The organism is Streptomyces sp. NPDC017529 (assembly GCF_044329785.1).
Lineage (GTDB): Bacteria > Actinomycetota > Actinomycetes > Streptomycetales > Streptomycetaceae > Streptomyces.
The window spans coordinates 758,929-782,681 of the sequence record NZ_JBIRJY010000002.1; the positions used below are offsets into that span (position 1 = coordinate 758,929).

Here is a 23,753-nt window from a genome sequence, read left to right on the forward strand (position 1 = left end):
CCGCCGTGACGACCGCTCGGGTGGCGGCTTCCGCCGCGACGACCGCTCCGGTGGCGGCTTCAACCGTGACCGCGGCGACCGCCCGAACCGTCCCTTCAACCGCGACGAGCGCTCCGGCGGCCGTTCCACGGGCGGCTACCGCTCCGGTGGCGGCGACCGTCCGTACAACCGCGACCGCCGCGACGAGCGCCCCTCCTCCGGCGGCTACCGCTCGGGTGGCGGCGACCGCCCGTACGGCCGCCGCGACGACCACCGCGGTCACGGCACCGGCTCCTTCGGCCGCCGCGAGGACAAGCCGCGCTGGAAGCGCAACGGCTGAGAACGGCCGTGACGCCTGAAGGCGTCACTGTGTTCGACCGCGGGGCCCGCGCCGCGCTCCCGTACTCCGGTACGGGGTCGCGCGCGGGCCCCGCGTCTCAACTCCGGTGGCCGTGCGGCCCCTTGGCCGCGCGTTCCACCACCCACCGAGTCCGCCCGCCGCTTCCCCGCGAAAGCGGACGCACTCCCTCCGCCCCTTCGATGGCTAATGCCTTCGGGCTGCGGCGGGAACGCGGGCTATGCTGCTCGGTGCGGGCCATTAGCTCAATTGGCAGAGCAGTGGACTTTTAATCCATTGGTTCAGGGTTCGAGCCCCTGATGGCCCACCAGTAGAGCCCAGGTGAGACGGCATCTCGCCTGGGCTCTGACGTGCCCGCAGGGCTCCCAAGATCGTTAGCTGGCCCCCCGCTGGCCCGAGCGGACGGGGACGGGGCCGGGGTGATCGTGCGGTGGTCGCCGCCTCCCTCCGCGAGCGAGGGGCGCGCGGCGGCCTCGGGTGCGGCTTGGCCGACCTCGGGGCGGGCGGGCCGGGGCCCTGCCATGAGACGGGTGGGCCGGTCCGGCGACACGGCACCTTTGCGACCGACTACTTGGACACCGAGAAATAGTCGGCCGGATCGAGGGTATTCAGCGGGACCCACCGCTGTGGAACCGCCGTGGTGGATACGTCGGTACTCTCCGACGAGGTGCGGAAGAAGCCCTGGATATCGAGAGCGATGCGCGGATCGTCGTCGACGCGTTGTGCCATCTCGTAATAGACGGCCAGCACGTGGACGCAGCGTGACGTGTCGGCTGTGCAGGAGCAGTCGACTCCGGTGAGTGTCGGTGCCGGCGGGTGGCCAGCGTCGGTGATCGCGCGATACAGCTCGTCGGTGAGTACGGGACGGGTGCCGCTCAGCCGGCGGGCGATTCCGGCTTTCGTCTCCTGGGACATCGGCGCAACCTCGATGTTGGCCACCGCGGTGGTGCGCCCGCGGTGTATGACGGCGCGTACGAACCGGCCGTCGATCGTGACCCGCACTCCTCCGTCGCGCGCGATTCTGCGTGCGCGCGGCAGCTGCGGATCGGGGCGGGTCTGACGCAGCGGTTCGGCGAGCCGGAGCCAGTCCTTTCCCCACCGTGTGTAGCCGAAATCGTTGTCGGGCATATTTCAGCTGTCTCGCTTCCGGCGCAGAATCGCAATGAGGCGGTCGTCATCCAAGCGGGCCAATTCGGCGACACCGGACATATCGGCGATATCGGAGAGCGCTGATTTGCGCGAGTGCATGGCCGCGATGTGCTCTTCGACGGTGGTCCCCGTGGTCAGCGTGGTGACGGTGACGGTGCGGGTCTGGCCTATCCGGTGAACCCGGTCGGAAGCCTGTGCTTCCACGGCGGGATTCCACCACCGGTCGAAGTGGATGACATCGGCCGCGCGGGTGAGAGTGAGCCCGGTACCGCCGGCTTTCAAACTGAGTACCAGCACCTTCGGGCCGTCGTCGGCCTGGAACGAGCTGACGATGTCGGCCCTTTGCTCCTGGTTCAAGCCGCCGTGGAAGAACGGCACCCGCACACCGAACTGTTCGTCACAGTGCCGCACCAGCAGCTCACCGGTCTGCCGGTACTGGGTGAAAAGCAGTGTCGGAGATCCGGTATCGAGGTTGTTGGCCACGATGTCGGTGCAGAGGTCGAGCTTTCCCGACCTTCCCGACAGTTCGTCGAGGTCCCCGGTGATCAGGCCCGGGTGATTGCAGACCTGTTTGAGCGCGGTCAGGGCTGCCAGCACCTTGGTCTGGCGCTGTGCGCCGGTACCGAAGCCGTCGTCGATGACCTGGTCCAGCAGCCGGTCGTAGAGCTGCTGCTGTTCCTCGGTGAGGCCGCAGATCAGGTCCGCGTGAATCTTGGGTGGGAGCGAGCCGGCGACCTGCGCCTTCTTCCGCATCAACACGACCGGCTCGATGGCCCCGCGCAGCCGGGCAGCGGCCGCGAGGGAGCCGTCCGCGATCGGCCGGGCAAAGCGGCGACGGAACTGCGTCTTGTGCCCGAACAGCTGCGGCGCGACCAGGTTGAGCAGCGCCCAAAGCTCTTCGAGACGGTTCTCGACGGGCGTGCCGGTCAGGGCGATTCGCGCGTCGGCCGCGAGGTCCCGCGCGGCCTTCGATATCTGCGTGCGGGGGTTCTTCAGTACCTGCGCCTCGTCGAAGACCGCAGTGACCCAATGGTGGTCCTTCATGACGGGGCCGTGCAGGCGTAGCGTCGGATAACCGGTGAGCACCACCGTCCCGCCGTCCACCGTTTCCAGCGGCTCACCCCGCCAGTTCACCGTCCGCAGGCCGGGCGCGAACCGCGCGATTTCGTGCGCCCAGTTCCCGACCAGCGACGTGGGACAGACCACCAATTGCGGCCCCTCCTCGGCCCGCCCGGCGAGATAACCGATGGCCTGCAACGTCTTGCCGAGCCCCATTTCATCGGCGAGCACCGCGCCGCCGTGGGTGTCGGCGGTCTCGCGCAGCCAGCTCACGCCGCGAACCTGATAGGGCCGCAGCTCGGCGGTCAGCGCTGTGCGCAGTTCGGTCGCGACGGCATCGGTGCGCCGGAAGACGGCTGTGGCGCGATCCGCCGACGTAACGGCGACACCGGTGGCATCGGGAATGGCGTGCGCCGCGATCGGCAGGGCCGTATCGCCGCCCGCGATCCACGTCCGCCAGATATCCACCGACGGGCCGGGCGAGTCGAGGGGCGCGCCGGCGAGCCCGTCCGGCTCGATCAGCGCGCACTCGATGCCGGCCACCTCGAATCCGCCGAGGTCCGGCGTCGGTACGACCAAGGGAATGGTCTCGACGTCACCGACCGGCGGGGCGGCTCCCGCGGCGCGTCCGGACCAGGTCCACAAGGCGAACATGTGGCGGTCGGGTAGATATGTGGCCTGACTTTCCAACACGGCCACAGCGAGTTTTTGCCCGGTTTCCATGGTGTCAGTGGCTGCTCACGTCGTCGCCCTGACGAGCGGGTGGGGTGTCGGGCCAGGAATGAGAGGCCGCTCCGGTCACGGAGTAGCTGCTTTCCCGGTCGGATTCCGGCTCTTGCACCGGCTCCGCGGATTTTTCGGCTGGACGCAGGGAAAGCACCAGCACAGCCGCTCCGAAGAGCGCGATGAACATGATCCAGACCGCGCCGACGTGCATAGCGTGGATAAACGCGTCGTCGGCAGCTCGCGCGAGAGCGGGCCGGTCGATTTCGGTGGCGACATGCCGGGCCTGTTCGGCGGAAACCCGCGCCCGCTCCTGCACCGAGGCGGGGACAACACCGAGCGCGGGTTCGATCGAGCGCCGGTACACGATCGACATGATCGTGCCGCCTACCGCGATACCGATAACGCTGCCGGTCTGCCGCACGGTGTTGGTCACGGCCGACCCCGCGCCGGCTCGGTCCAACGGCAGGGAGCTGATCAACGCCGCCGTTACCGGGCCGAGCACCATGCCGATGGAGAGGCCCTGGACCAGCAACAGAATTTCGATCCAGACGAGGGGGGTCCCCAGTCCGAAGAGCCCGTACGCGCCCATGGTCAGCGCCGCCACGGTCAGCGCGGGTGCGGTGACCGGGCGCAGCGACCAGCGGAGGACCAGACGCGCGCCGAGGGGCGCCCCCAGGATCGCGCCGAGCGCGGTCGGGAGGCCGGCCAAGCCCGCCTGGATCGGCGCATAGCCGCGGGCGCCCTGCAGATAGAACGCGTTGTAGAAGGTGACGGCGGCCACGGCGAAAAGAAGCAATCCGAGCGCCACGTTGCCGCCACCGAATGTACGTTCCGCGAGCAGCCGGGGATCGAAGCTGGGCATTTTGCTGCGCAGCTCGACGAGTACGAAAGCGGCCAGCAGGACCAGTCCGACGGCGATCGGCGCCCAGACGTCGGTACGGGTCCAGGCGGTCGCCTGTCCCGCACGGATCAGCCCGTAGGCCAAAGCCGCGAGCCCGGTGATCGACAGCAGCATTCCGGCCGGGTCCAGCGGCCGCCGTTCGGGGCTGCGGAAATTCGGGACCAGTACGGCGACACCGATCAACGCCAGCACCACGACCGGCACATTGACCAGAAAGACCGAACCCCACCAGAAATGGTCGAGAAGCAATCCGGCCAGCACCGGGCCCACCGCCATTCCGACACCGGCGGACGTCGAGGAAATAGCGATCGCGGTCGGGCGCGCGGGCCCTGTGAAGGTCCACATGAGGATGGCCAGGTTGGCGGGCATGATCAGCGCACTGCCCACGCCCATCGCGGCGCGCGCGGCGATCAGCTGGCTCGCGTCGCCCGCGTACGCAGCCCACACCGAGGACCCGGCGAAGACCCCCAGTCCGATCGCGAGCACGGTCCGGTGACCGAAGCGGTCGCCCAGCGCGCCCGCGGTGAACATCAGGGTGGCGAAGGCCAGGGTGTACGAGCCGGTGGCCCATTGCAGCTCGGCCGGGGTGGCGTCCAGCCCGCGGCCCGGGTCGGCGAGGGTCTCCAAGGTGGTGCTCAGGACGGTGTTGTCCAGCCATATCAGCAGCGAGCACGACATGAGAACGGCAAGGATCAACTGCTGCCTGGACTTGGGCAGCGTTGGGGACGTTGTCATGAATACCTTCGGGTGCGAGCGGTAAAAACCTGACGAGCGGACGGTAGGGAATCGTCATGCGGCTGTCAATTCCCAATTCCGAGGGAATCCGGGGGCATACCGATAGGTCGCTGTCAATTCTCTGCCCGGGGCTCCTGGGGCATGTTGCCGCACCGCTGTCAATTCCCGGGATGCGAAACGCCGGGGCATATCCTCAAGCCACCGTCAATTCCGATTCGGCGAGCCACCGGGGCATATCTATATGCCCTCGTCAATTCCCCGTACCGGGGTTCGACCACGTTTCGACACGCAGGGGCCGGCGCCCCGCGGCGCGGACCGCGCGCCAGCCGGGGAACGCGCCGCCCGCGCCGGCCCCATGCCCCGTACGGCCCAACCGGATTCGCCGCTTGCCCCGGTAGCGGAAAGCCTTGGGACGGCGACGGTGTTCGTACCAACGGGCGCGCGGGAGTGGGAGGCAGGCCGGTGCGGGTGCGTCGAGGCAGCAGGGGCCGTACGGGCGAACAGGAGCGGTGGCTGCGCCGGTCCCGCATGTCACCCCTCGGGCAGCGGCTGGTCTGCTGGCTGCCGCTGATCCTGCTCGTGGCCGGCCTGCTCTTCGACATGGGCACGCCCGCCCGGTACACGGCCGCGCCGTTCTTCTCCGCCGCGCCGCTGGTGGCGGCGCCCCTGTACTCGCTGCGCAGTACGGCCGTCACCGCGGCGGCCGCCGTCGCCGCCGAAACCTGGGTCGTGACGTACCGCGGGGAACGCGACGCCAACCAGTCGTTCACCGAGGGCCTGACCGTGCTGGTCGTCGCCGTCCTCGCGCTGGGCATCAACCGGGTCGTACGCATGAGCGACGCCCGGCTCGCGTCCGTACGGGACGTCGCGGAGGCGGCCCAGCGGGCGGTGCTGCCGACGCCCGCCGAGCGGATCGGCGGGCTGGCCGTCGCGGCGCGCTATGTGGCGGCGGAGGCGGACGCCCGCATCGGCGGCGACCTGTACGCGGTCCAGGACACCCCGCACGGCGTACGGCTGATCGTCGGCGACGTACGGGGCAAGGGCCTGGAGGCGGTGGAGGCCGCGGTGATCGTCATCGGGGCCTTCCGGGAGGCGGCGGAGCAGGAAGCCACCCTGGAGGCGGTGGCGGGCCGGCTGGAACGGGCCTTGCAGCGGGAGGGCAGCCGCCGGGAGGGCCTCGACCAGTTCGAGGGCTTCACCACGGCCGTACTGGCGGAGCTGTCCTCGGACGAGCACGCCGCGCTGCGCGTCCTGAACCGCGGCCACCCCGCGCCGCTCCTGTTCGCGGCCGACGACGAACTGTGCGAGCTGGCTCCGAAGACGCCCGCCCTGCCGCTCGGTATGAGCGAGGTGGCCGGCTGGCCGGACCGGGCGGACGAGACGTCCTTCCCCGCGGGTTCGGTCCTGCTGCTCTTCACGGACGGGGTGACCGAGGCCCGGGACGGAAACGGTGACTTCTACGACCCGGTGCGGCGGCTGCGGGGCCGCGACTGGTCCTCTTCCGGACCGGAGAAACTGCTGGACGCGTTGGTGGCGGACGTGGCGGCGCACACAGGCGGGGAGACGGCGGACGACATGGCGCTGCTGGCGGTGCAGAGGCCGGCGCGGGGGCGCGAGGCGTAGGGGAGGGCGCCGGGGCGCGCGGTCCGAGGGGCCTGGCTACAGCCACCGTACGGTGCGCGGACCTCTTCCCAGTGGCGCCGCGTCCAATCGCGCCGGCCAGCTACGCCGGGCCGCTGCCTGTCGCCGGCGGGCAGGGAGCGCGCGAGGTGGTCACAGAGCCCGGGGTCGTGGCCGAACCGCCACTGCCTGCGCGCTGTTGCCGACCGTGATCAGACGCTACTGCCCTGACGGTGCGTAATCGCCAGGCACCCCTGCGATAACGACTCCTGCACAATCGCGCCTTCGGAGGTTTGGCGACGATCCGGCAACTCGGCCCGGTTGATGCCCTGATGGGGGTTTAAGTCCAGGCCAAAGCCACCACAAATTGCCCTTTGTTTCGCAGGATCGCTTGGTGTCAGGCGGCGGAGTCTATTACAGTCCGATAACGCAGCGCGGTCGTCCCAGCCGTCGCAAGAGGCGGCACCGTGCGCCGACGCCGAATCCCGTCAGGGTGTTCACAACTGAATCACCGTGGGGGCATCGCTGGACCGGCCTTCGGGCCGGAGCCACACCAGCGCGTGCCCCGGGAACCGGGGAACCACCTTCGGGGTGCACCGGGCAGCCGCCGCCGGCCGGAGGCCGCCCGGGGGAGTCCTTCCTGCTCCGCATCCTTCCCTTGTCCTGAACGGTCCGGGGCGCCCGCCCCGGCACCGGAACGGGCGGGGAGGTACCCCACCGACCCGGTAGGCGAGAAGGAAGGAAAGGAGTGCGCCTCCGTGGCGTCCAACAGCCCTGCCGGCTCTGTCCCCGAGGTTCCTTTCGGCGCGGCCAACGGTGCCTCCGAGGCGTTCGGCGCCCCGGCCGCCCCAGCCGCCTCCGCCATGCCCGCGGGTGACACCGCCCCCATGACCACCACCATCCCCGCGATCCCCCAAGCCTCCGCCGATCCCGGCGCGTTCGACCCCGGCTCCTGGGAGGAGTGGGACCCCACCGAGGACTCCACACGGTCCGTACGCGGCAAGCACCGCGTGGTGGCCAGGCAGCGCGGCGGGCTGGCCCGCGGCGGTACGGTCCTGGGCGTCGGCGTGATCGCGGCGGTCGGCGCGAGCGGCATGGCCACGGCCGAGGACAAACCGCCGGTGCCGATATCCGTGCCGGACCTGGGCGAGATGGCGGACGACCTCGCGGCGAAGCTGCCCGACGCGACGTCCCTGCCGGGCATCGGCGGCCTGATATCCGACTCTTCCGGACCCGCAGGCTCTCCGGGCGCCCCGGCCCCCTCCGCCGCACCCCTCACTCAGGCCGGGCTCACCGAGCACGAGGCGGCGCAGGGCAGGGGCGCGGGCGATTCGCTGCGCGACCGTATCCTCCAGCAGGCCGAGCACCAACAGAGCGCCGCCGAGGAGGAAGAGCGCGCGGCAGCGGAACAGGCCGCCGCCAAGAAGGCCGCACAGGACGCGACAGCGGACCGGCGGAAAGCCGAGAAGTCCGCGGCCGCCGAAGCGGCGGCGCAGCGGGCGGCCGAGCGCGACGCGCAGGAGGCGGCCCGCCGGAAGACGGAGGCCGCACGCCGCGCCGAGCTGGCCCGCAGCTACGTCGCCCCCCTCTCCACGTACACCCTCACCGCGGGCTTCGGGCAGGCAGGCGACCGCTGGGCGGCCCACCACACGGGCCTGGACTTCGCCGCGCCGACCGCCACCCCGGTCAAGGCGATCCACGGGGGCACGATCACCCAGGCGGGCTGGGCCGGCGCGTACGGCTACCGGATCGTGCTGACCTTGGACGACGGTACGGAACTGTGGTTCTGCCACCTCTCCTCGCTGGTACGCGTCTCCGGCAAGGTCGCCGCCGGCGACGTCATCGGCCGGGTGGGCGCCACGGGCAACGTCACCGGGCCACACCTCCACCTGGAGGTACGGCCGGGCGGCGGCACCCCGGTCGACCCGAAGCCATGGCTGCGCGATCACGGAATGTCCGTCTGACGCCACCCTCCCGACCCATACCGTCCGGCCTGTACTGTCCTGCCCGTACCGCAGGGGCCCCCGCCTCACCTGCGGCGCCCCGTTCCGCGGCCCCCTTTCCCTTGCTTTCTTTCCTCTGCTTTGCGCGCTGTCCGCCGGGCACTCGAATGGATGTGCCGCCGGGGTGACCGGCCCCGGCCCGGTAGAGGAGGGTGCGATGAGGCGCAAGGAAGAGGCGGTGGCGAGGCAGGGCCGCGGGACCGCGACGCCCGACGGCGGACGGCGGGCCGCCGGTTCGAACGCAGACGCCCTGCATTCCAGCGCGGACCTCTCCACCATCACCACCGACGTCCCCGCCCGCCTCGACCGCCTCCCCTGGTCGCGCTGGCACTGGACGGTGGTCATCGGCCTCGGCACGGTATGGATCCTCGACGGCCTGGAAGTCACCGTCGTCGGCAACATCGCCGGCCGTCTCTCCGAGCACGGCAGCGGGCTGCCCATCACATCCGCCCAGGTCACCGGCATCGCCGCGGCTCTGTATGTGGCCGGTGCCTGCCTCGGCGCGCTGTTCTTCGGCCGGCTCACCGACCTCTTCGGCCGCAAGAAGCTCTTCCTGATCACCCTGGCTGTCTACCTGGCCGCCACCGCCCTGACCGCAGTCTCCTTCTCTTCCTGGTGGTTCTTCCTCTTCCGCTTTCTGACCGGTTTCGGCATCGGCGGTGAGTACGCGGCGATCAACTCCGCCATCGACGAGCTGATCCCGTCCGCCTACCGGGGGCGCGTCGACCTCGTCATCAACGGCAGCTTCTGGCTCGGCGCGATCGGCGGGTCCCTGCTGTCCATCGTGATGCTGGACACCGCCCTCTTCCCGGCGAACGTCGGCTGGCGGCTGACCTTCGCGCTCGGCGTCGTCCTCGGCCTGGTCATCCTCCTCGTACGCCGCAACGTCCCCGAGAGTCCACGGTGGCTGTTCATCCACGGCCGGGCGGACGAGGCGGACAAGCTCGTCGCCTCCATCGAGAAACAGATCACGGACGAGAAGGGCAAGCCTCTCCCGCGGCCCGAGGGCGAGATCACCATCCACCCCCGGAAGAGCATCGGCTTCACCGAGATCGCCCGTACCGTCTTCTCGCGCTACCGCCGCAGGGCCTTCCTCGGCCTCGCCCTCTTCATCGGCCAGGCGTTCCTCTACAACGCCGTCACCTTCGGCTTCGGCGCGATCCTCACCTCGTTCTTCGACGTGTCGACATCCGGCACCGGATACTTCTTCGCCGTGATGGCGGCCGGCAACTTCCTCGGCCCGCTGGTCCTCGGCAAGCTCTTCGACACGGTCGGCCGCCGCATCATGATCTCCGGCACCTACCTGCTCTCCGGCGCGCTCCTCTTCGCCACCGCCTGGCTCTTCTCCGCCGGCCAGCTGACGGCCACCACGCTCACCGCCTGCTGGTGCGTGGTCCTCTTCTTCGCCTCGGCCGGCGCCAGCAGCGCGTACCTGACGGTCTCGGAGGTCTTCCCGATGGAGACCCGGGCCATGGCCATCGCGTTCTTCTACGCGGTCGGTACGGCAGCGGGCGGCATCAGCGGCCCCCTGGTCTTCGCCGAACTGACAGGTTCCGGAGCGGTCTCCGACACGGCCCTCGCCTTCTGCATCGGCGCTTCCCTCATGTGCCTGGCCGGCCTGACCGCCGCCTTCCTGGCCGTACGAGCCGAACGCCGCTCCCTCGAATCGATAGCCAGCCCACTGTCGGCAACCCCCGACACACAACCCACCTAACCCCCCAAACCTGCCTCCCGTTCCCCCCTCCCCTCTCCCGGAATACCCCCCATTCCCCACCAGGTTGGAAAGAACATGACCGCGACACAGAAGACCCTCGGTTCCCTGTCCGTCTCCCCCCTCTCCCTCGGCGGCAACGTCTTCGGCTGGACCGCGGACGAGCCCCAGTCCTTCGCCGTCCTGGACGCATACGTCGCCGCCGGCGGCAACTTCATCGACACCGCGGACGTCTACTCGGCCTGGGTGCCGGGCAACAAGGGCGGCGAATCCGAGACCGTCCTGGGCAACTGGCTCGCCTCTCGCGGCAACCGCGACGACGTCGTCATCGCCACCAAGGTCGGCGCCCACCCCGAGCACAAGGGCCTCGCCCCGGCCACCATCAAGGCCGCCGTCGACGAGTCCCTCAGCCGCCTGCGCACCGACTACATCGACCTCTACTACACCCACTACGACGACGAATCCCTCGACGTCTCGGAGTTCCTCCCGGCCCTCGACGAGCTGGTGAAGGCCGGCAAGGTCCGCGAGATCGCCGCCTCCAACATCTCGGCCCAGCGCCTCGAAGCGGCCCTCGCCTTCTCCGCCGACGAGAACCTGGCCCGCTACGTCGCGCTCCAGCCGCACTACAACTTGGTTTCCCGTGAAACATACGAAGGCGAGCTGGCCGACACCGCCGCCCGCCACGGCCTCGCCGCCGTCCCGTACTACGCCCTGGCGTCGGGCTTCCTCACCGGCAAGTACCGCCCGGACAGCACCGTGGAAAGCGCCCGCACCGAAAAGGCCGCCCAGTACCTGGCCACCGACCGCGGCCGCAAGGTGCTGGCCGCCCTCGACACGGTGGCCGCCGCCCACCAGGCCGAACACGCGACCGTAGCCCTCGCCTGGCTCGCCGCCCAGCCCACGGTCGCCGCCCCCATCGCCAGCGCCCGCACCGTCGACCAGCTCCCGGCCCTCATGGCAGCGTCCGATCTCCACCTCACCGAAGACGAACTGACCCTCCTCAACCAGGCCTCAGCCTGACCCCTGTCCACTCTCCACAACGCGAAGGGCGGTTGCGTACCAGAGGTACGCAACCGCCCTTCGTACCATCTACCGGTACAGGCCTACTCACCGCGCCGATCAGCCACCGCCCAAGAAGCAGCCGCCACAACCCCCGCGACCGCGAACACCGACGGCCAGGCCCCCACCTTCTTCGCCAACGGATGCGACCCGGCGAACGCCATCACATAAGCCCCACTCAACGCCGCCGCAGCCTTCTTACCGGCCTTCCGCTCCCACTCCCGAGCCGCCACAGCCCCCGCAGCCGCCAGCGCCACCCCACCAAGCGGCCGCTTCTTGGTCCACCGCGCCACGCCATAACCACCCACAAGCCCAGTAGCAGCAACCAACGAACTCGGCACCCTGGCCATAACCAATGCCTCCCCATCAAGGACAACTCGCCTAACGACTCGACCTTACGCCTGGCCTTGATCGCCTCTTCGAGCTACTCGGTTGTCCTGCTGGGTCGTTCGTGATGGGCGCGGTGGTACGCCAGGTGCCTGTTGTCGATCACGTGTTGAGGGGTCTCTCGCAGCGTGTGCTCCTCCGGCTTGGTGCCATGTTGGATGACCAGCCGGTCGTCGTGGATGGTCAGCATCCCCAGGTCGAACGCCACATGGTGGTTCGGGCAAAGGCAGAGCACATTGCTCACCTCATCCGGGCCGTCGTGGGGGCGCCCGAGTGGCCTGATGTGGGCAGCTTCCGCGTATGCACCGGTGGGGGTTTCGATGCGCAAGCCGCACACCTGGCATGTGTAGTCATGCAGTTTCTTCACGTAGTCGGCGATTGCGGTGCTGCGAACTACCCGCTGAGTTTTGGTCTCGCGACGGGCTGGATTAGTGGATCCGGTAGGAGCAGAGCGAGAGATGTTCGTTGCCGCGGCCTTATCGCGGGTTACGTATGTTTCTACTGCGCGCAGCCGGTAGCGCCAAACGCGGAAACCGGATGCGCCGCGCTGTGACCAGTATTCCTCTACCCGGTACAGTCCGTCGTAGCGAAGCCCTGATGCAGGAGAATGCTGTGAGTCGCCACTTGAACCGCGGATCACGCGCACGGGAATTCCAGTGGCGAAGCTGGTGACGAGAGCAGCGTTTCCTAGGGTGAGCTCCTGATCCATTACCTGCTTCTTTGTGACTTCGTCGCGCCCACCTTGACCTGTGTAGATGATCTCGTCACCGTAGTCTTCATCGTCTTCATACCCGCCGGACACCACGATGGATTCGGCGCCTTTGGGGGCGGTACCGCAAATTCCGGCTTGGTTTGGCCGGTGCACCCTGGCGCGGGCCAGCGTTCTCCGCTTGCTGAAGGTGTCACCGATCTGTACATGCGGTGGAGCGCCGAACCCGTCGAACGGGTCATGCAGGCCTGCTTCGAGCAGCAGCATGTCGAGACGACGATCTGGGAAGTATTTATCGTGCAGGATGGTTACTGCGTCGCGGCACAGGTCCGTGTTTGATGCGAGGAGCGCGTGGAGTTCGGCAGCCAAGCCGCCGTGTGGATTCTCTCTTGCGAGCCAAGCTCGGAGTTCTTTGCCGTGGTTCTTAGGTATAGCGTCGTGATCCGCGGAGAGGTCCCAATGCGGAGAATGGCGCAAATCTGTGAACGGTATCTCGGGTGCAATGGGGGTCTCTTGCGGGCCATATTCGCCCAGCATCGCATGGAGGTCACGCTTAGCGGTTCCCCACGGCGCTAGGCGGTCCACACCGTCCAATGCACGGCTTATTGCCCACAGGAAGGCGATGGGCTGGTCCCTCGAAGGAACACCTGACGAGTCTTGAGTGGGCAAGGAGGCGAGTGCCTCCAAGAAGCTAGCGGCTCGTTCGTGTGAGGTGTCAGGCATGAGGCGCTTCTCTCGGGCTTAAGAGGCAGGCGGAGAGCCGTTACGACCAATGGACCGTCTAGTCAACGCCGTATGTACTCCAGTGTCGACCGAGTTACGGGTGTTGCAGTGCATGACGCCGCGACGTTGCCATGTCCGTCGTCAGCGTTGAGGCCTCGCACTCCTAGAGCCCATGGCGGCGTGCCTCGGTTGGCGATTCGTACAGCGGTCGATACGTGGGTGACATCGGCCGGTGCGTCGTATGCAGTGCCTGTAGGAGCGCCGGATGGGCCATGGGTTTGTGGTGCCAGAGGTGGTGTAGGAGGGCGGCTTCCTGGGTGCGGAAGTCGGGGGTGGGGCCGGTGCGGTGGGCTCGGCGGCGGAGGAAGGCCAGGGAGGTGGCTACGGCGGCGTACTCGGTGACGGCGCGGGCGGCGGCGGGGCCCTGGGTGCGGCGGGCGATGGTGCGGGCCACCGAGCGGGTCTTGAGGGAGGAGAGGGAGAGCGGCTCGGTGGGGGAGAGCCAGCCGGTGGTGACGTACGGGGGGAGGTAGGTGCGCAGGGCGAGGAGTTCGCGGTGGCGGGCCCAGACGGCTAGCCAGGTCAGGGCCGTGAAGACGGGGAGCATGAAGAGGCCGTAGACGGTGAGGAAGCCGAGGTCGCCGAGGGTGGTGGCGGCGTTCCAGACGGAGTGCAGGAGGACGGCGGTGGCCAGGCCGAGGAAGGGGAGGGCCAGGCGCAGCGGTCGGCGGTGGGGGTAGCTGGTGGCCGCTATGCCGAAGGCGAGGCCGGTGAGCATCGTGAAGAGCGGGTGCGCGAACGGCGACATGATGATGCGTACGAAGAAGGTGCCGGCGGTGAGGGAGTCGAGGCCGGAGTGGCCCAGGGACTGGTCCTGGCCGAAGGCGTCGCCCAGGTAGAGGACGTTCTCGGTGAACGCGAAGCCGGTGGCCGTGATGCCGGCCAGGACGATGCCGTCCGTGATGCCGTCGAAGTTCTGGCGGCGGAAGAGGAAGAGGAGCAGGACGGCGGCGGCCTTGACGGTCTCTTCGATGATCGGGGCGAAGACGGTCGCGCCCCAGGTCTGGGCGTCTTCCGGCGAGAGGGTGGAGAGGTTGTTCTCCAGCCAGGCCGCGGTGTAACCGTTGGCCAGGATCGCTACGAGGGTGGCGGCGCAGGCGCCCCAGGCGAAGGCGAAGGCGAGGTTGCGCCGGGGCTCGGGGTCTATGCGGTCCAGCCAGCAGAACCCGGCTATCAGGACGGGGACGGGGAAGACGGCGAGGCCGAGGCCGACGAGGAAGCCCTGCGTACCCGTCTCCTGGCGGACCATCGCCAGGATGATCACGCCGGAGAGGGCGAGGAGGGAGAAGAGGGCGACGGCGCGTGCTGTCTTGCTGTGCCAGAGCGCCGGGCGGCGGCGCGGCCCGTAGTGCTGCCACTGCGCCGCCGCGGGCGACGCGGCGGTGGCGAAGCGCGGGTCGGGCGCGTACGCCGGTTTCGGCGGAAGCGGAGGCGGCTGCGGCGGATTCACCCATCGACCCTAACCAGCGTGGGGTGGACTATGCCGGGCGCCGCCGGAAGAGGAGGTCGTGCACGGTGTGGCCCTTGTCCAGGCCCTGTCCTTCGAACTTGGTGAAGGGGCGGAAGTCCGGGCGCGGGGCATAGCCGGAATACTCGTTTTCGAGCGTGGGCTCGGCGGAGAGGACTTCCAGCATCTGTTCCGCGTACGGCTCCCAGTCGGTCGCGCAGTGGACGAGGGCGCCCGGGGCGAGGCGGGTGGTCACCAGGGAGAGGAATTCGGGCTGGATCAGGCGCCGCTTGTGGTGGCGCTTCTTGGGCCATGGGTCGGGGAAGTAGACGCGCAGGCCGGCCAGGGAGCCGGGGGCGAGCATCTCGCGGAGCAGGATGATCGCGTCTCCGTTGGCCACCCGGATGTTGGACAGGCCGTTGCGCTCCGCGAGGCCGAGCAGGTTGCCCTGGCCCGGGGTGTGGACGTCGCAGGCCAGGATGCCCGTGTCCGGGTCGTCCGCGGCCATCTGTGCCGTGGCCTCGCCCATGCCGAAGCCGATCTCCAGGACGACCGGGCGGCCCTCGAACAGCTCGGTCAGGTCGATCTTGCAGAGGCCGTCGATGTCCAGGCCCCACTTGGGCCACAGGCGCCGCAGCGCGTCCGCCTGGCCGGGGGAGACCCGGCTGCGCCGGGGCTGGAAGGAACGGATCCGCCGCTCGTGGTGCGAACCGGCCGGGTCGGCCGCGGGACCCGTGCCGTCCGGGAACATCGCCTTGGGGGCGGGGCGGGAGCGCCCCTCGTCGGCCGCGGTCGCGCCGCCGGGGCTGAACGCGGGGACGGATTCGGGGCCGGAGGCGGGGACGGATTCGGGGGTGGCGGGATTGTCAGACACAGTGGGTCGATTCTACGGGCGGGGAGGAGCCGGGGCCGGAGTCGGCGGCGGTGGCAGTGGCCGCGGCCGGCTCCGGTGGCCGCTCTGTCCCGCCCTGGGGCCTTCGGCTCCCCGCTGGCTCCCGGCTCCCTGCTGTCTCCCTGCTGCCTCCCGGCTCAGCTCGCCTCCTCCAGCATCCGCAGCGCCCGTTCGGCTATCTCCCGGCCGATCGGCAGGGAGGCCGTGGCGGCGGGGGACGGGGCGTTGAGGACGTGGACGGCGGACGGGGTCTCGGTGATGAGGAAGTCGTCGGCGAGGGTGCCGTCGGGCAGGACGGCCTGGGCCCGTACCCCGGCGGGGGCGGGGCGCAGGTCCTCTTCGCGGACCGCGGGAAGCAGGCGGCGGACCGCTTCGGTGAAGGCGCGGCGGGAGAGGGAGCGGCGCAGTTCGCCGGTGCCGTAGCGCCAGTGGCGGCGGGCTATGTGCCAGGAGCCGGGGTAGGCCAGGGTGGCGGCCAGTTCGGCGGGGCGGAGGGTGCGCCAGTCGTAGCCCTCGCGGGCGAGCGCGGGTACGGCGTTCGGGCCGATGTGGACGGAGCCGTCGATGCCGCGGGTGAGGTGGACGCCGAGGAACGGGAAGGCTGGGTCGGGGACCGGGTAGACCAGGCCGCGCACCAGGGAGGCGCGGGCCGGGGCGAGGGTGTAGTACTCGCCGCGGAACGGGACGATGCGCATGCCCGGCGCGTCGCCCGCCAGGCGCGCTATGCGGTCGCAGTGCAGGCCGGCGCAGTTGACCAGGGTGCGGGCGCGGAAGACCGCGCCGGCGGACGTACGCACCGCCACGCGGCCGGGGCGGCGGCCGATGGCGGTGACCTCGCTGCCGTACGCGATGCGGGCGCCCGCGTCCGTGGCGAGGGCGGCGTAGCGGCGGGCGACCGCGCCGAAGTCGCAGATTCCGGTCGTGCCGACGTGGATGGCGGCCAGGCCGCTGACCTCCGGCTCGTACGCCGCGAGCTGGGCGGGGCCGAGCTCGCGGACCGGGATGCCGTGCTCGCGGCCGCGCTGGATCAGGCCGTGCAGCCGGGGCAGCTCGGAGCGGTCGGTGGCGACGATCAGTTTGCCGGTGACCTCGTGCGGGATGTCGTGGTCGAGGCAGAACTTGACCATCTCCGCCGAGCCCTGGAGCGCGAAGCGGGCCTTCAGGGACCCGGGCGGGTAGTAGATGCCGCTGTGGATCACGCCGCTGTTGCGGCCGGTCTGGTGACGGGCAGGGCCGGGCTCCTTCTCCAGGACCGCCACGCGTGTCCCGGGTGCGGCGCGCGTGATCGCGTACGCCGTCGAGAGCCCGACGATGCCGGCACCGATCACCAGCACATCGCAGTCGTACGCCACCACAGCACCTCCCCTGGAACCAGACGTATCCCATCATGACCGTGGGGACTGACAACGGGCCGGGAGTGCGGTGGAAGGGCGGTGGCAAGAGCCACAGGGTCCCCACCCGTCACACGCATCCCGCGCCCTACGCCGGCGCGACGAGCAGCGGGCGGGCGCGTTCGCGCAGCTCCACCACCCGGGGCTCGTCGCCGTACGGCTCCAGGCGGTGCAGGAGATCGCGTACGTACTCGGTCGTACGGGCCGACGAGATGCGGCCGGCCACCTCGACCGCCCGCGTCCCGGCCGCGCAGGCCGCGTCCAGGTTGCCGGACTCCAGTTCCGCCACCGCCGACACGACCAGCCGCAGCCCGTGCGAGCGGACGTACTCCTCCGTCGGGCGGGACAGCGCCTGCTCCGTGAAGCGGCGCACCTGGCGCGGCAGCCGCAGGTCCCGGTAGCACTCGGCGGCGTCGGCCGCGAAGCGCTCGTAGGAGTAGAAGTCCAGCCAGGACGGGTCGGGGTCGCCCTCTCTGGAGCGCTCCAGCCAGCCCTCGGCGGCCTTGAGCGCCACCTCGCAGGCGCGCGACTCGTTGGCCTTGGCCTGCGCGCGCGCCTCCACCAGGCGGAAGAAGCTCATCGTGCGGGCCGTGGCCAGCCCGCGGTTGCGCTCCAGCGCGGCCTGCGCCAGGTCGACGCCCTCGTCGGCGAAGCCGCGGTAGGTCGCCTGGAGTGACATCGAGGCCAGGACGTATCCCCCCAGCGGCACGTCGGCGGCGGCGCGGGCCAGGCGCAGCGCCTGGATGTAGTACCGCTGGGCCGCCTCCTGCTGTCCGGTGTCGAAGGCCATCCAGCCCGCGAGCCTGGTCAGCTCGGAGGTCGCGCCGAACAGCGCCCGGCCCACCTCGTCGCTGTACGAGGCGAGCAGCAGAGGCGCCGCGTCCACCCGCAGGCACTCGGGCACCATCGAGGAGCGCCAGTCGCCGCCGCCGTACTTGGAGTCCCAGCGGCGCGCGTCCTCGGCGGCCTCCCGCAGTTTGGTGACGTCACTGTGGCCCACGTGCAGCGGGGCGGTGTCGGCCCCGGCCGCGCCGTCCTTGGCGCCGTTGCCGTCGCGCACGTCCCGTACGTCAGGGGCTTCGCGGGCCACGGAACTGTCGGCCGGGGATATCAGCCACCGTGAAGCGGGCGTCGCGTACGCGCTCACCGAGAAGGATCCGGCCAGGCTCTGCCAGATGCCCCCGCCGCCGCGCCGTCCGGCCAGGTCGAGGCGGTACAGCTCGGTCGCGGACCGGACGGCGGCGCCTACGTCGCGCGGGAAGGCCAGGCCGACCTCCGGGGCCGGGTCGGCGTCGGCCAGCCCGATCTCGTGGAGCGGCACCGGGCGGCCGAGCTTGCCGGCTATCGCGGCCGCGATCAGGTGGGGCGCGGCGCCCTGTGGCACCATGCCCTTCGACACCCACCGGGCGACCGACGTCTTGTCGTAGCGAAGCGTCAACCCGCGCTGCGCCCCGAGGTCGTTGACCCGGCGGGCGAGCCCGGCATTGCTGATCCCCGCGAGGGCGAGAACGGTGCCGAGCTTCTCGTTCGGCCCGCGTATATCCCTTGACATGCGCACCCCTCGACACAGCGACGGCCGCCCCGGTACCCCGGGGCATGCGTCCACCCAGAGTAGTTCGCCGAATCCCTACCGTTAAGGGCCGATGTCCCGGATGGCGGGTTTCAAGTCCAAGCGTCCGCGAGGGGTTTGGCATGTGCTCCGGGTACGTGTTGCCGTGCGCCCGTGTGTGCGCGCTGCCCGGGTCGGTGCGGGAGCGCTTCCATGAAATCTGCGTGGGTCGGCCCGCTGCACTGGATCCAGTGGGCTGGGGGACACCGCCGCCTCATTCCCCGCGGGTGGCGGTCCGGTCCGGGGGGCGAGTCCCGCCTCCCGGGCTGTCGCGTTGTGCCGGACGGGCCGGCCGATGCGGTCCGGCGGGTGTGCGGAGGCTCTCGCGTGGCGGCCCGGCGGTCTCGCGGGCCGGCCCGGCGGGTGATCGGGCGGGTGGCCGAGCGGCCCTGGAGGCCGGTCGGCCGGGCCCTGCCGCGGGTCGGCCGGTATCGGGCCAACTGGCGAACGCGGCGCGGATTTTGGCTGAAAATAGCTGTAAGGCGGTTTGGATTCGGGCCGCCCGGACCCAAACGATGCGCCACCGACGTGCCGTCGCGGTGTGTCGCCGCCCTGTCGCAGCGCGCGTCGGCGCCGGTACGACTGCCTCGACCGTAGGCGGCCCGTAGGCGAAGGGCCCTTCATACACCACCACGGCCTCCTTCCGGCAGTGCTCGCGCCGAACGCACCCCGAACTCGCCCTGAACCCGCTGCGGTCGAGCGCCACCCGCCGCGCCCCTGCGATCGAACACCCCCGTATACAGGCCCTCTTCGGCGTCTCTTGAATGCCGCCGTCGTGGCAGCATGGTCCGCACAACAGCTTGGCAATCCGCTGTGCGGGGCGGCGGTCCGGTCCACCCTGCCGACCATCAGGGGCGCTCCCTGAGGCGGCGGGCTTCCGCGTCGGCGGACGGACGGGAGTCGCCCGGCGGCGGCGAACAGGGTGGAGGCGGCGATGCGCTGGTTGGTGGGGTGGAGCAGTACCGGCACGGGACCGGCCCCCACCGAGGAGGCCCGTACGGTCCTCCCCGTAGGCGCCCAGCTCCTGTGGGGCGACCCCGACCCGCTGTGGGCGGTCGGCGACTGGCGCCCCGACGAGGTGCGCGTCGTCCAAGCCGACGCGCAGACCCGGCTCGCCGTCTTCGGCGTCTGCGGCGCCACCGACGACCAGCTGCGCGTCGGGCTGTTCGCGGCCCGCGGCGGCGCGCTGCGCCACCTCACCGCCTGGCCCGGCAGCTACACGGCCGTCGTGCAGGTCGGCCGGCGGCTGACCGTCACCGGCGACCTGGCGGGCGCCCGGCCGGTCTTCCACACCCCGTGGGCGGGCGGTACGGCGTACGCGACGGCCGCCCTGCCGCTCGCCGACCTCATCGAGGCCAACCTCGACGTGGGCCACCTGGCCGCGCTGCTGGCCTGCCCGGACGCGCCCGAGGCGCTGGGCGCCGGCACCCCCTACGAGGGCGTACGGCGGGTGCCGCCCGGCCACGCGCTCGTCTTGCGCGGCGGCAGCAGTGACATCACCTCGTACGAGCCGGCGTCGTCGCTCGCCGTCGCGGCGCCCCAGCTGCCCCCTGAGCAGGCCGTGGACGGCGTACGGGACGCGCTGGTGGAGGCCGTACGGGCGCGGCTGTCCGGCCCCCGGCACGCTCCGGCCCCGGACGGGCTGGGCGGGCTCGACCCGGGCCCCGTGCCGGGCATGGGACCGGCCGAGCGGCGGGCCGCGCGCGGCGCACCGGCCCCCGGGGTGGGCGCCGACCTCTCAGGGGGCAGCGCCTCCGCCACCCTGGCGCTGCTCGCGGCGGGGCTGCCCGGGGTGCCCGGCACGGTCAACGGGCGTGGCGAGCGCCTGCTGGCCGTCACGTTCAACGACCGTGCCACCCACGGAGGGCAGCCGTACCGTGAGGCCGAGTTGGAGCGGGCCCGCAGCATGGCCGCCAATCCGCGCCTCCACCACGTGGTCGTGGCGGCGGGCGAGGAGGCCCTCCCGTACGCGGACCTGGAGAGCGGGCCGCTCACGGACGAGCCGGGCCCCTCGCTCGTCACGGCCGGCCGCCACCGCAGGCGGCTCCTGGCGGGCAGCGCCGACCACTTCGTCGGCGCCGGTGCGCGGCAGGTGCTGGACGCGCACCCGGCGCGCCTCGCCGACCTGCTCATGGACCGCCGCAGACGGCATCTGCTGCGGCCCGTCACGGCGTTGGCCAAGGCCGACGGGCCGCTGTCACAGTCCGCCCTGGTGCCGTTCACCGTCTACCGCGCCGCCCGGAAGCTGGCCCGTACGTCCTACGGGGCGGGCATCTCCGACACGGCGACGCGCCTGAGGGAGCGGCAGTTCACCGACGAGCCGGTGGCGGGCGGCGGGGCGGTGGACGCCTCGCTGGCGGCGCTCTCCTGGTGCCGCCCCGGACCTGCGGCCCGTTGGCTCACGGGAGAGGCGCTGGCCGAAGTATCGGTTCGTCTCAACGCCGCGGCCTCCCGGTCACCCGCCGTCGGACGGCCGGGGGAGCGGCGGGCGCGCGCCGCGCTGTCTCGCCACGCCGCCGACCACCGCATCTTCGAACAGGCCGTGGAGGTGCGCAACCAACGGCTGCACGCCCCCTTCCTGGACAACCAGGTGGTGCTGGCGTGCCGCGCGCTGCCGGACACGCTCCGTGTGCAACCGGGGGCGCGGGCGGCGGTGCTGCGCGCCGTGCTGTCCGGCGCCGGCATTCGCGACCTGCCGCCCGGCTGGGGTGCCACCTCGCACCTCACCCACGCGGCAGCCGTACGGGCCGGCCTGCGCACCTCCATAGGGGACGTGGTCGGCCTCTTCGACACCCCGCTGCTCGCCGACGCGGGCCTGGTGGAGGCCCGGGTCGTACGCAAAGCCCTCCGGGCGGCGGCGGAGGGCGCCGCCCTGCCGCTGGACGGGCTGGCCGAGCTGGTCTCCACCGAACTGTGGCTGCGGCGCCTCCTCGCCCGGCGCGGCACCTGCTGGACGGGTACGGCCGCGCCACGCCAGCGGGCGGTGGCGGGCGGAGTGGTGCCGCGGCCCAGCCTCTGAGGGGTGGTACGGGCGCGTGTACGGGGGCGCGCTGCTCAGCGGCAGGTGATCTGCGACTGTGCCCAGTCGCCCAGGAACATCACGGAGTTGGCCGACCCGGGCTCGACGACCAGCCGCAGCGTCTTGTGGCCCGACAGCGGCACGTGCACGGGGACGGCGGGCCGGCCACCGCGTACCACCGCCGAGCGCCAGAGCCGCTGCCCGTCCGCGTAGACGGAGAAGCGCAGCGCGCCCAGGCCGAGACCCATGTCGTCCACGCCGGCGAAGGCGTCGTACGCCGTGCACCGCCGGTTCAGGTCGATGGTCACGGACGACGGCGCGTGCACCGTCACCCCGTGCCTGTACCGCTTGCCGCCGATCCGCAGCCCCTGCCGCTGCCACATCCAGCTGCTCCGCGCCGAGCGCACCTCCGGCTTGCTGCCGTCACCCATGAAGTCGAAGGTCAGCGCGCTGATGCGGTACGGGGAGGGGGCGGGCGCCGGCGGGGTGGGCGTCGGCCGCGGGGTGGGCCGGGGCGGGGCGGGCGGCCTGGGGGCGTGCGGCGGGTGTGGTGCGGGGCGGGGCGGGGCGGGGGACGACTGCGCGGGCTCCGGGGCCGGTGCGGGCTCCGGGGCGGTCCGCGGGGCGGGCGCGGGCGCCGAGGCCGAGGCCGAGGGCGTGGGCGTCGGAGGCGGTTGCGCGGGCGCGCGCTCCGGCGGCTCTGTCGGGGGCGGTTGCGGGGCGAACGAGGCCGCGCCGGGTTGCCGGGCCTGCGGGCGGGGCTTCGGCTGCGGGTCGCCGGCCAGCGCGAGCGCGAGCGCGGCGCCCGCCACGATCGCCAGCCCGGCGGCGATGCCCAGCTTCGCGGGCGCCCCGAGTCCCTCGCCGACCGCGGCCCCCGCTCCACCGGCACCCGCAGCACCTGCGGTAGTCCCGGCCCCACCGGCACCGGCGACCGCCCCCGTCCCGCCCGCCGCGGCGGCCGCACCGGCACCCGCGGCCGCGCCCGCGCCGCCGAGCCCCACCGCGGCCGCTGCCGCCTTGACCGCGTACCCGGCGGCGAACCAGCCGACGACCGCGACCGGCAGGACGACGCGGATCCGCTCGTTGACGTCCGCGACCTCCAGGGCCGCCGTACGGCAACGGGCGCAGTCCTCCAGGTGCTTGCGCAGCCCCCGCTCGGCGCGCACCCGGAGCCCGCCGCGCGCGTACGCGCCGAGCCGGTCCGCGTACCGCGCGCAGTCGCCCCCGGCGGTCAGCGTGTGGTTGACGTGCGCCTGTAGGTACGCCTGCTTGAGTCCCTCGCGGGCGCGGTGGGCCAGTACGGCCGTGGCGTTGGCCGACAGCCCGAGCAGCGGCGCGACCTGGCTCGGCGACTCGTCCTCGATCGTGGTGTGCCACAGCACGGTCTGGTAGCGCTCCGGCAGGCTACGGAACGCCTGTACGGCCATGGACTGCTCGGCCTCGTGCATGGCGCGCACGTCCGCGCCGAGGTCGAGCGTGCCGTCGTCCAGCGAGGCGCCGGCAGCCGACACCGCGAACTCCGCGAAGTCTTCGACCAGTTGCTCGCGCTTGGCGGTCCTGCCCCAGGCGGCGGCGACCCGGCGGACGGTGGTCAGCAGGTAGGCCCGTACGGCGGAGTCGGGCCCCGCCCCGCCGCGTACCGCCTGGAGGGTGCTCGCGAAGACCTCGCCGGTGAGGTCCTCGGCGGTGTGCGCGTCGCGGCAGCAGCTGCGCGCGTAGCGCCGTACGGCGGCGGCGTGCCGGCGGTACAGCTCCTCGTAGGCGCTGTCGTCGCCGCCCCGCATACGGGAGATCAGCTCGCTGTCGGAGGGCGGGAGCCCGGGTGGCCCCGCCTCCGGGGCCGGTGCCGCGGGTCCCTTGGAGTCCGCGGCCCGCGTGGCAGCCCGCTGCGCCTCCCGCGGCCGGTCGGCGCGCTCACGCTGCTGAGGGACGCTCCGCTCGCCCGTTTGCGGCCGGCAGCCGTCGTCGGCCCGGTCGTGCCGGTCCTGGGAGCGGGGCGCCTCGTCACGCCCGAACGGACGTTTCTGCCCGGGTACCTGAGGAGCGTGCCGCCGGGCGGCGCCGCTCGTGCCGGTCCCGCCGTCGCGCTGGTCGTCCCGCCCGTCAACACCCACTGCCGAGGCCCCCGAACACGCCGTCACTCCGGAACACGGCGCCAGCGTGACACATCACCGTCCCGCGCTTGCACGGTAAGCACACCAACCACTCGTCCG

15 protein-coding genes, 1 tRNA gene and 1 pseudogene are annotated in these 23,753 nt (G+C 71.6%); 7 read left to right on the forward strand and 10 right to left on the reverse strand.

Annotated features, from left to right (window positions below; all coding sequences use genetic code 11):
* Together ACH4K4_RS07190 and ACH4K4_RS07195 are read left to right on the forward strand one after the other, a co-directional pair.
* Positions 1 to 319: pseudogene (locus ACH4K4_RS07190) on the forward strand (RNA helicase); the annotation flags it as partial.
* Positions 320 to 571: 252 nt separating this feature from the next.
* Positions 572 to 647: transfer RNA gene (locus tag ACH4K4_RS07195), tRNA-Lys, on the forward strand.
* A 257-nt stretch (positions 648 to 904) separates the two neighbouring features.
* Here ACH4K4_RS07195 and ACH4K4_RS07200 read toward each other — a convergent pair.
* The 3 genes from ACH4K4_RS07200 to ACH4K4_RS07210 are packed head-to-tail and all read right to left on the reverse strand — an operon-like array spanning position 905 to position 4,907.
* Positions 905 to 1,465 (reverse strand): hypothetical protein, encoded by a 561-nt coding sequence (locus tag ACH4K4_RS07200; RefSeq protein WP_398165367.1) that lies wholly within the window; start codon positions 1,463 to 1,465, stop codon positions 905 to 907.
* A gap of 3 nt (positions 1,466 to 1,468) precedes the next feature.
* Positions 1,469 to 3,268: a DEAD/DEAH box helicase gene (locus ACH4K4_RS07205; protein ID WP_398165368.1), complete on the reverse strand. Its 1,800-nt coding sequence runs from the start codon at positions 3,266 to 3,268 to the stop codon at positions 1,469 to 1,471.
* A gap of 4 nt (positions 3,269 to 3,272) precedes the next feature.
* Positions 3,273 to 4,907, reverse strand: a complete 1,635-nt coding sequence (locus ACH4K4_RS07210) for an MFS transporter (RefSeq protein WP_398165369.1) — start codon at positions 4,905 to 4,907, stop codon at positions 3,273 to 3,275.
* A 528-nt stretch (positions 4,908 to 5,435) separates the two neighbouring features.
* On the opposite strand from ACH4K4_RS07210, the gene ACH4K4_RS07215 reads away from it, so the two are divergent.
* The 4 genes from ACH4K4_RS07215 (at position 5,436) to ACH4K4_RS07230 (ending at position 11,261) form a co-directional block, all read left to right on the forward strand.
* Positions 5,436 to 6,530, forward strand: a complete 1,095-nt coding sequence (locus ACH4K4_RS07215; RefSeq protein ID WP_398165428.1) for a PP2C family protein-serine/threonine phosphatase — start codon at positions 5,436 to 5,438, stop codon at positions 6,528 to 6,530.
* Positions 6,531 to 7,285: 755 nt separating this feature from the next.
* Positions 7,286 to 8,491: a M23 family metallopeptidase gene (locus tag ACH4K4_RS07220; protein WP_398165370.1), complete on the forward strand. Its 1,206-nt coding sequence runs from the start codon at positions 7,286 to 7,288 to the stop codon at positions 8,489 to 8,491.
* 196 nt (positions 8,492 to 8,687) lie between these two features.
* Positions 8,688 to 10,244 (forward strand): MFS transporter, encoded by a 1,557-nt coding sequence (locus tag ACH4K4_RS07225; RefSeq protein ID WP_398165372.1) that lies wholly within the window; start codon positions 8,688 to 8,690, stop codon positions 10,242 to 10,244.
* 75 nt (positions 10,245 to 10,319) lie between these two features.
* Positions 10,320 to 11,261, forward strand: coding sequence for an aldo/keto reductase (locus ACH4K4_RS07230; RefSeq protein WP_398165373.1), 942 nt, complete (start codon positions 10,320 to 10,322; stop codon positions 11,259 to 11,261).
* An 83-nt stretch (positions 11,262 to 11,344) separates the two neighbouring features.
* Here ACH4K4_RS07230 and ACH4K4_RS07235 read toward each other — a convergent pair whose 3' ends face one another.
* From ACH4K4_RS07235 to ACH4K4_RS07260, 6 genes are all read right to left on the reverse strand, one after another.
* Entirely contained in the window at positions 11,345 to 11,650 is a 306-nt protein-coding gene (locus ACH4K4_RS07235) for a hypothetical protein (RefSeq protein WP_398165374.1), read from the reverse strand.
* Between the two features lie 74 nt (positions 11,651 to 11,724).
* A complete protein-coding gene (locus tag ACH4K4_RS07240; RefSeq protein WP_398165376.1) occupies positions 11,725 to 12,765 on the reverse strand; it encodes a YDG/SRA domain-containing protein in 1,041 nt (346 codons plus the stop codon).
* A gap of 517 nt (positions 12,766 to 13,282) precedes the next feature.
* Entirely contained in the window at positions 13,283 to 14,629 is a 1,347-nt protein-coding gene (locus ACH4K4_RS07245) for a PrsW family intramembrane metalloprotease (protein WP_398165377.1), read from the reverse strand.
* A 28-nt stretch (positions 14,630 to 14,657) separates the two neighbouring features.
* Entirely contained in the window at positions 14,658 to 15,500 is an 843-nt protein-coding gene (gene trmB / locus ACH4K4_RS07250) for a tRNA (guanosine(46)-N7)-methyltransferase TrmB (RefSeq protein ID WP_398165379.1), read from the reverse strand.
* A gap of 155 nt (positions 15,501 to 15,655) precedes the next feature.
* Positions 15,656 to 16,873 carry an L-2-hydroxyglutarate oxidase gene (gene lhgO / locus ACH4K4_RS07255; protein WP_398165380.1) on the reverse strand — a complete coding sequence of 406 codons (1,218 nt, stop codon included), beginning with the start codon at positions 16,871 to 16,873 and terminating at the stop codon, positions 15,656 to 15,658.
* Positions 16,874 to 16,997: 124 nt separating this feature from the next.
* Positions 16,998 to 18,461, reverse strand: coding sequence for an MFS transporter (locus ACH4K4_RS07260; protein WP_398165381.1), 1,464 nt, complete (start codon positions 18,459 to 18,461; stop codon positions 16,998 to 17,000).
* A gap of 991 nt (positions 18,462 to 19,452) precedes the next feature.
* On the opposite strand from ACH4K4_RS07260, the gene ACH4K4_RS07265 reads away from it, so the two are divergent.
* On the forward strand, positions 19,453 to 21,537 hold the full coding sequence (locus ACH4K4_RS07265) for an asparagine synthase-related protein (protein ID WP_398165383.1): 2,085 nt from the start codon (positions 19,453 to 19,455) through the stop codon (positions 21,535 to 21,537).
* Positions 21,538 to 21,572: 35 nt separating this feature from the next.
* Here the strand turns inward: ACH4K4_RS07265 and ACH4K4_RS07270 are convergent, their stop codons facing one another.
* Positions 21,573 to 23,654, reverse strand: a complete 2,082-nt coding sequence (locus ACH4K4_RS07270) for a sigma-70 family RNA polymerase sigma factor (RefSeq protein ID WP_398165384.1) — start codon at positions 23,652 to 23,654, stop codon at positions 21,573 to 21,575.
* Positions 23,655 to 23,753 lie beyond the last annotated feature (99 nt).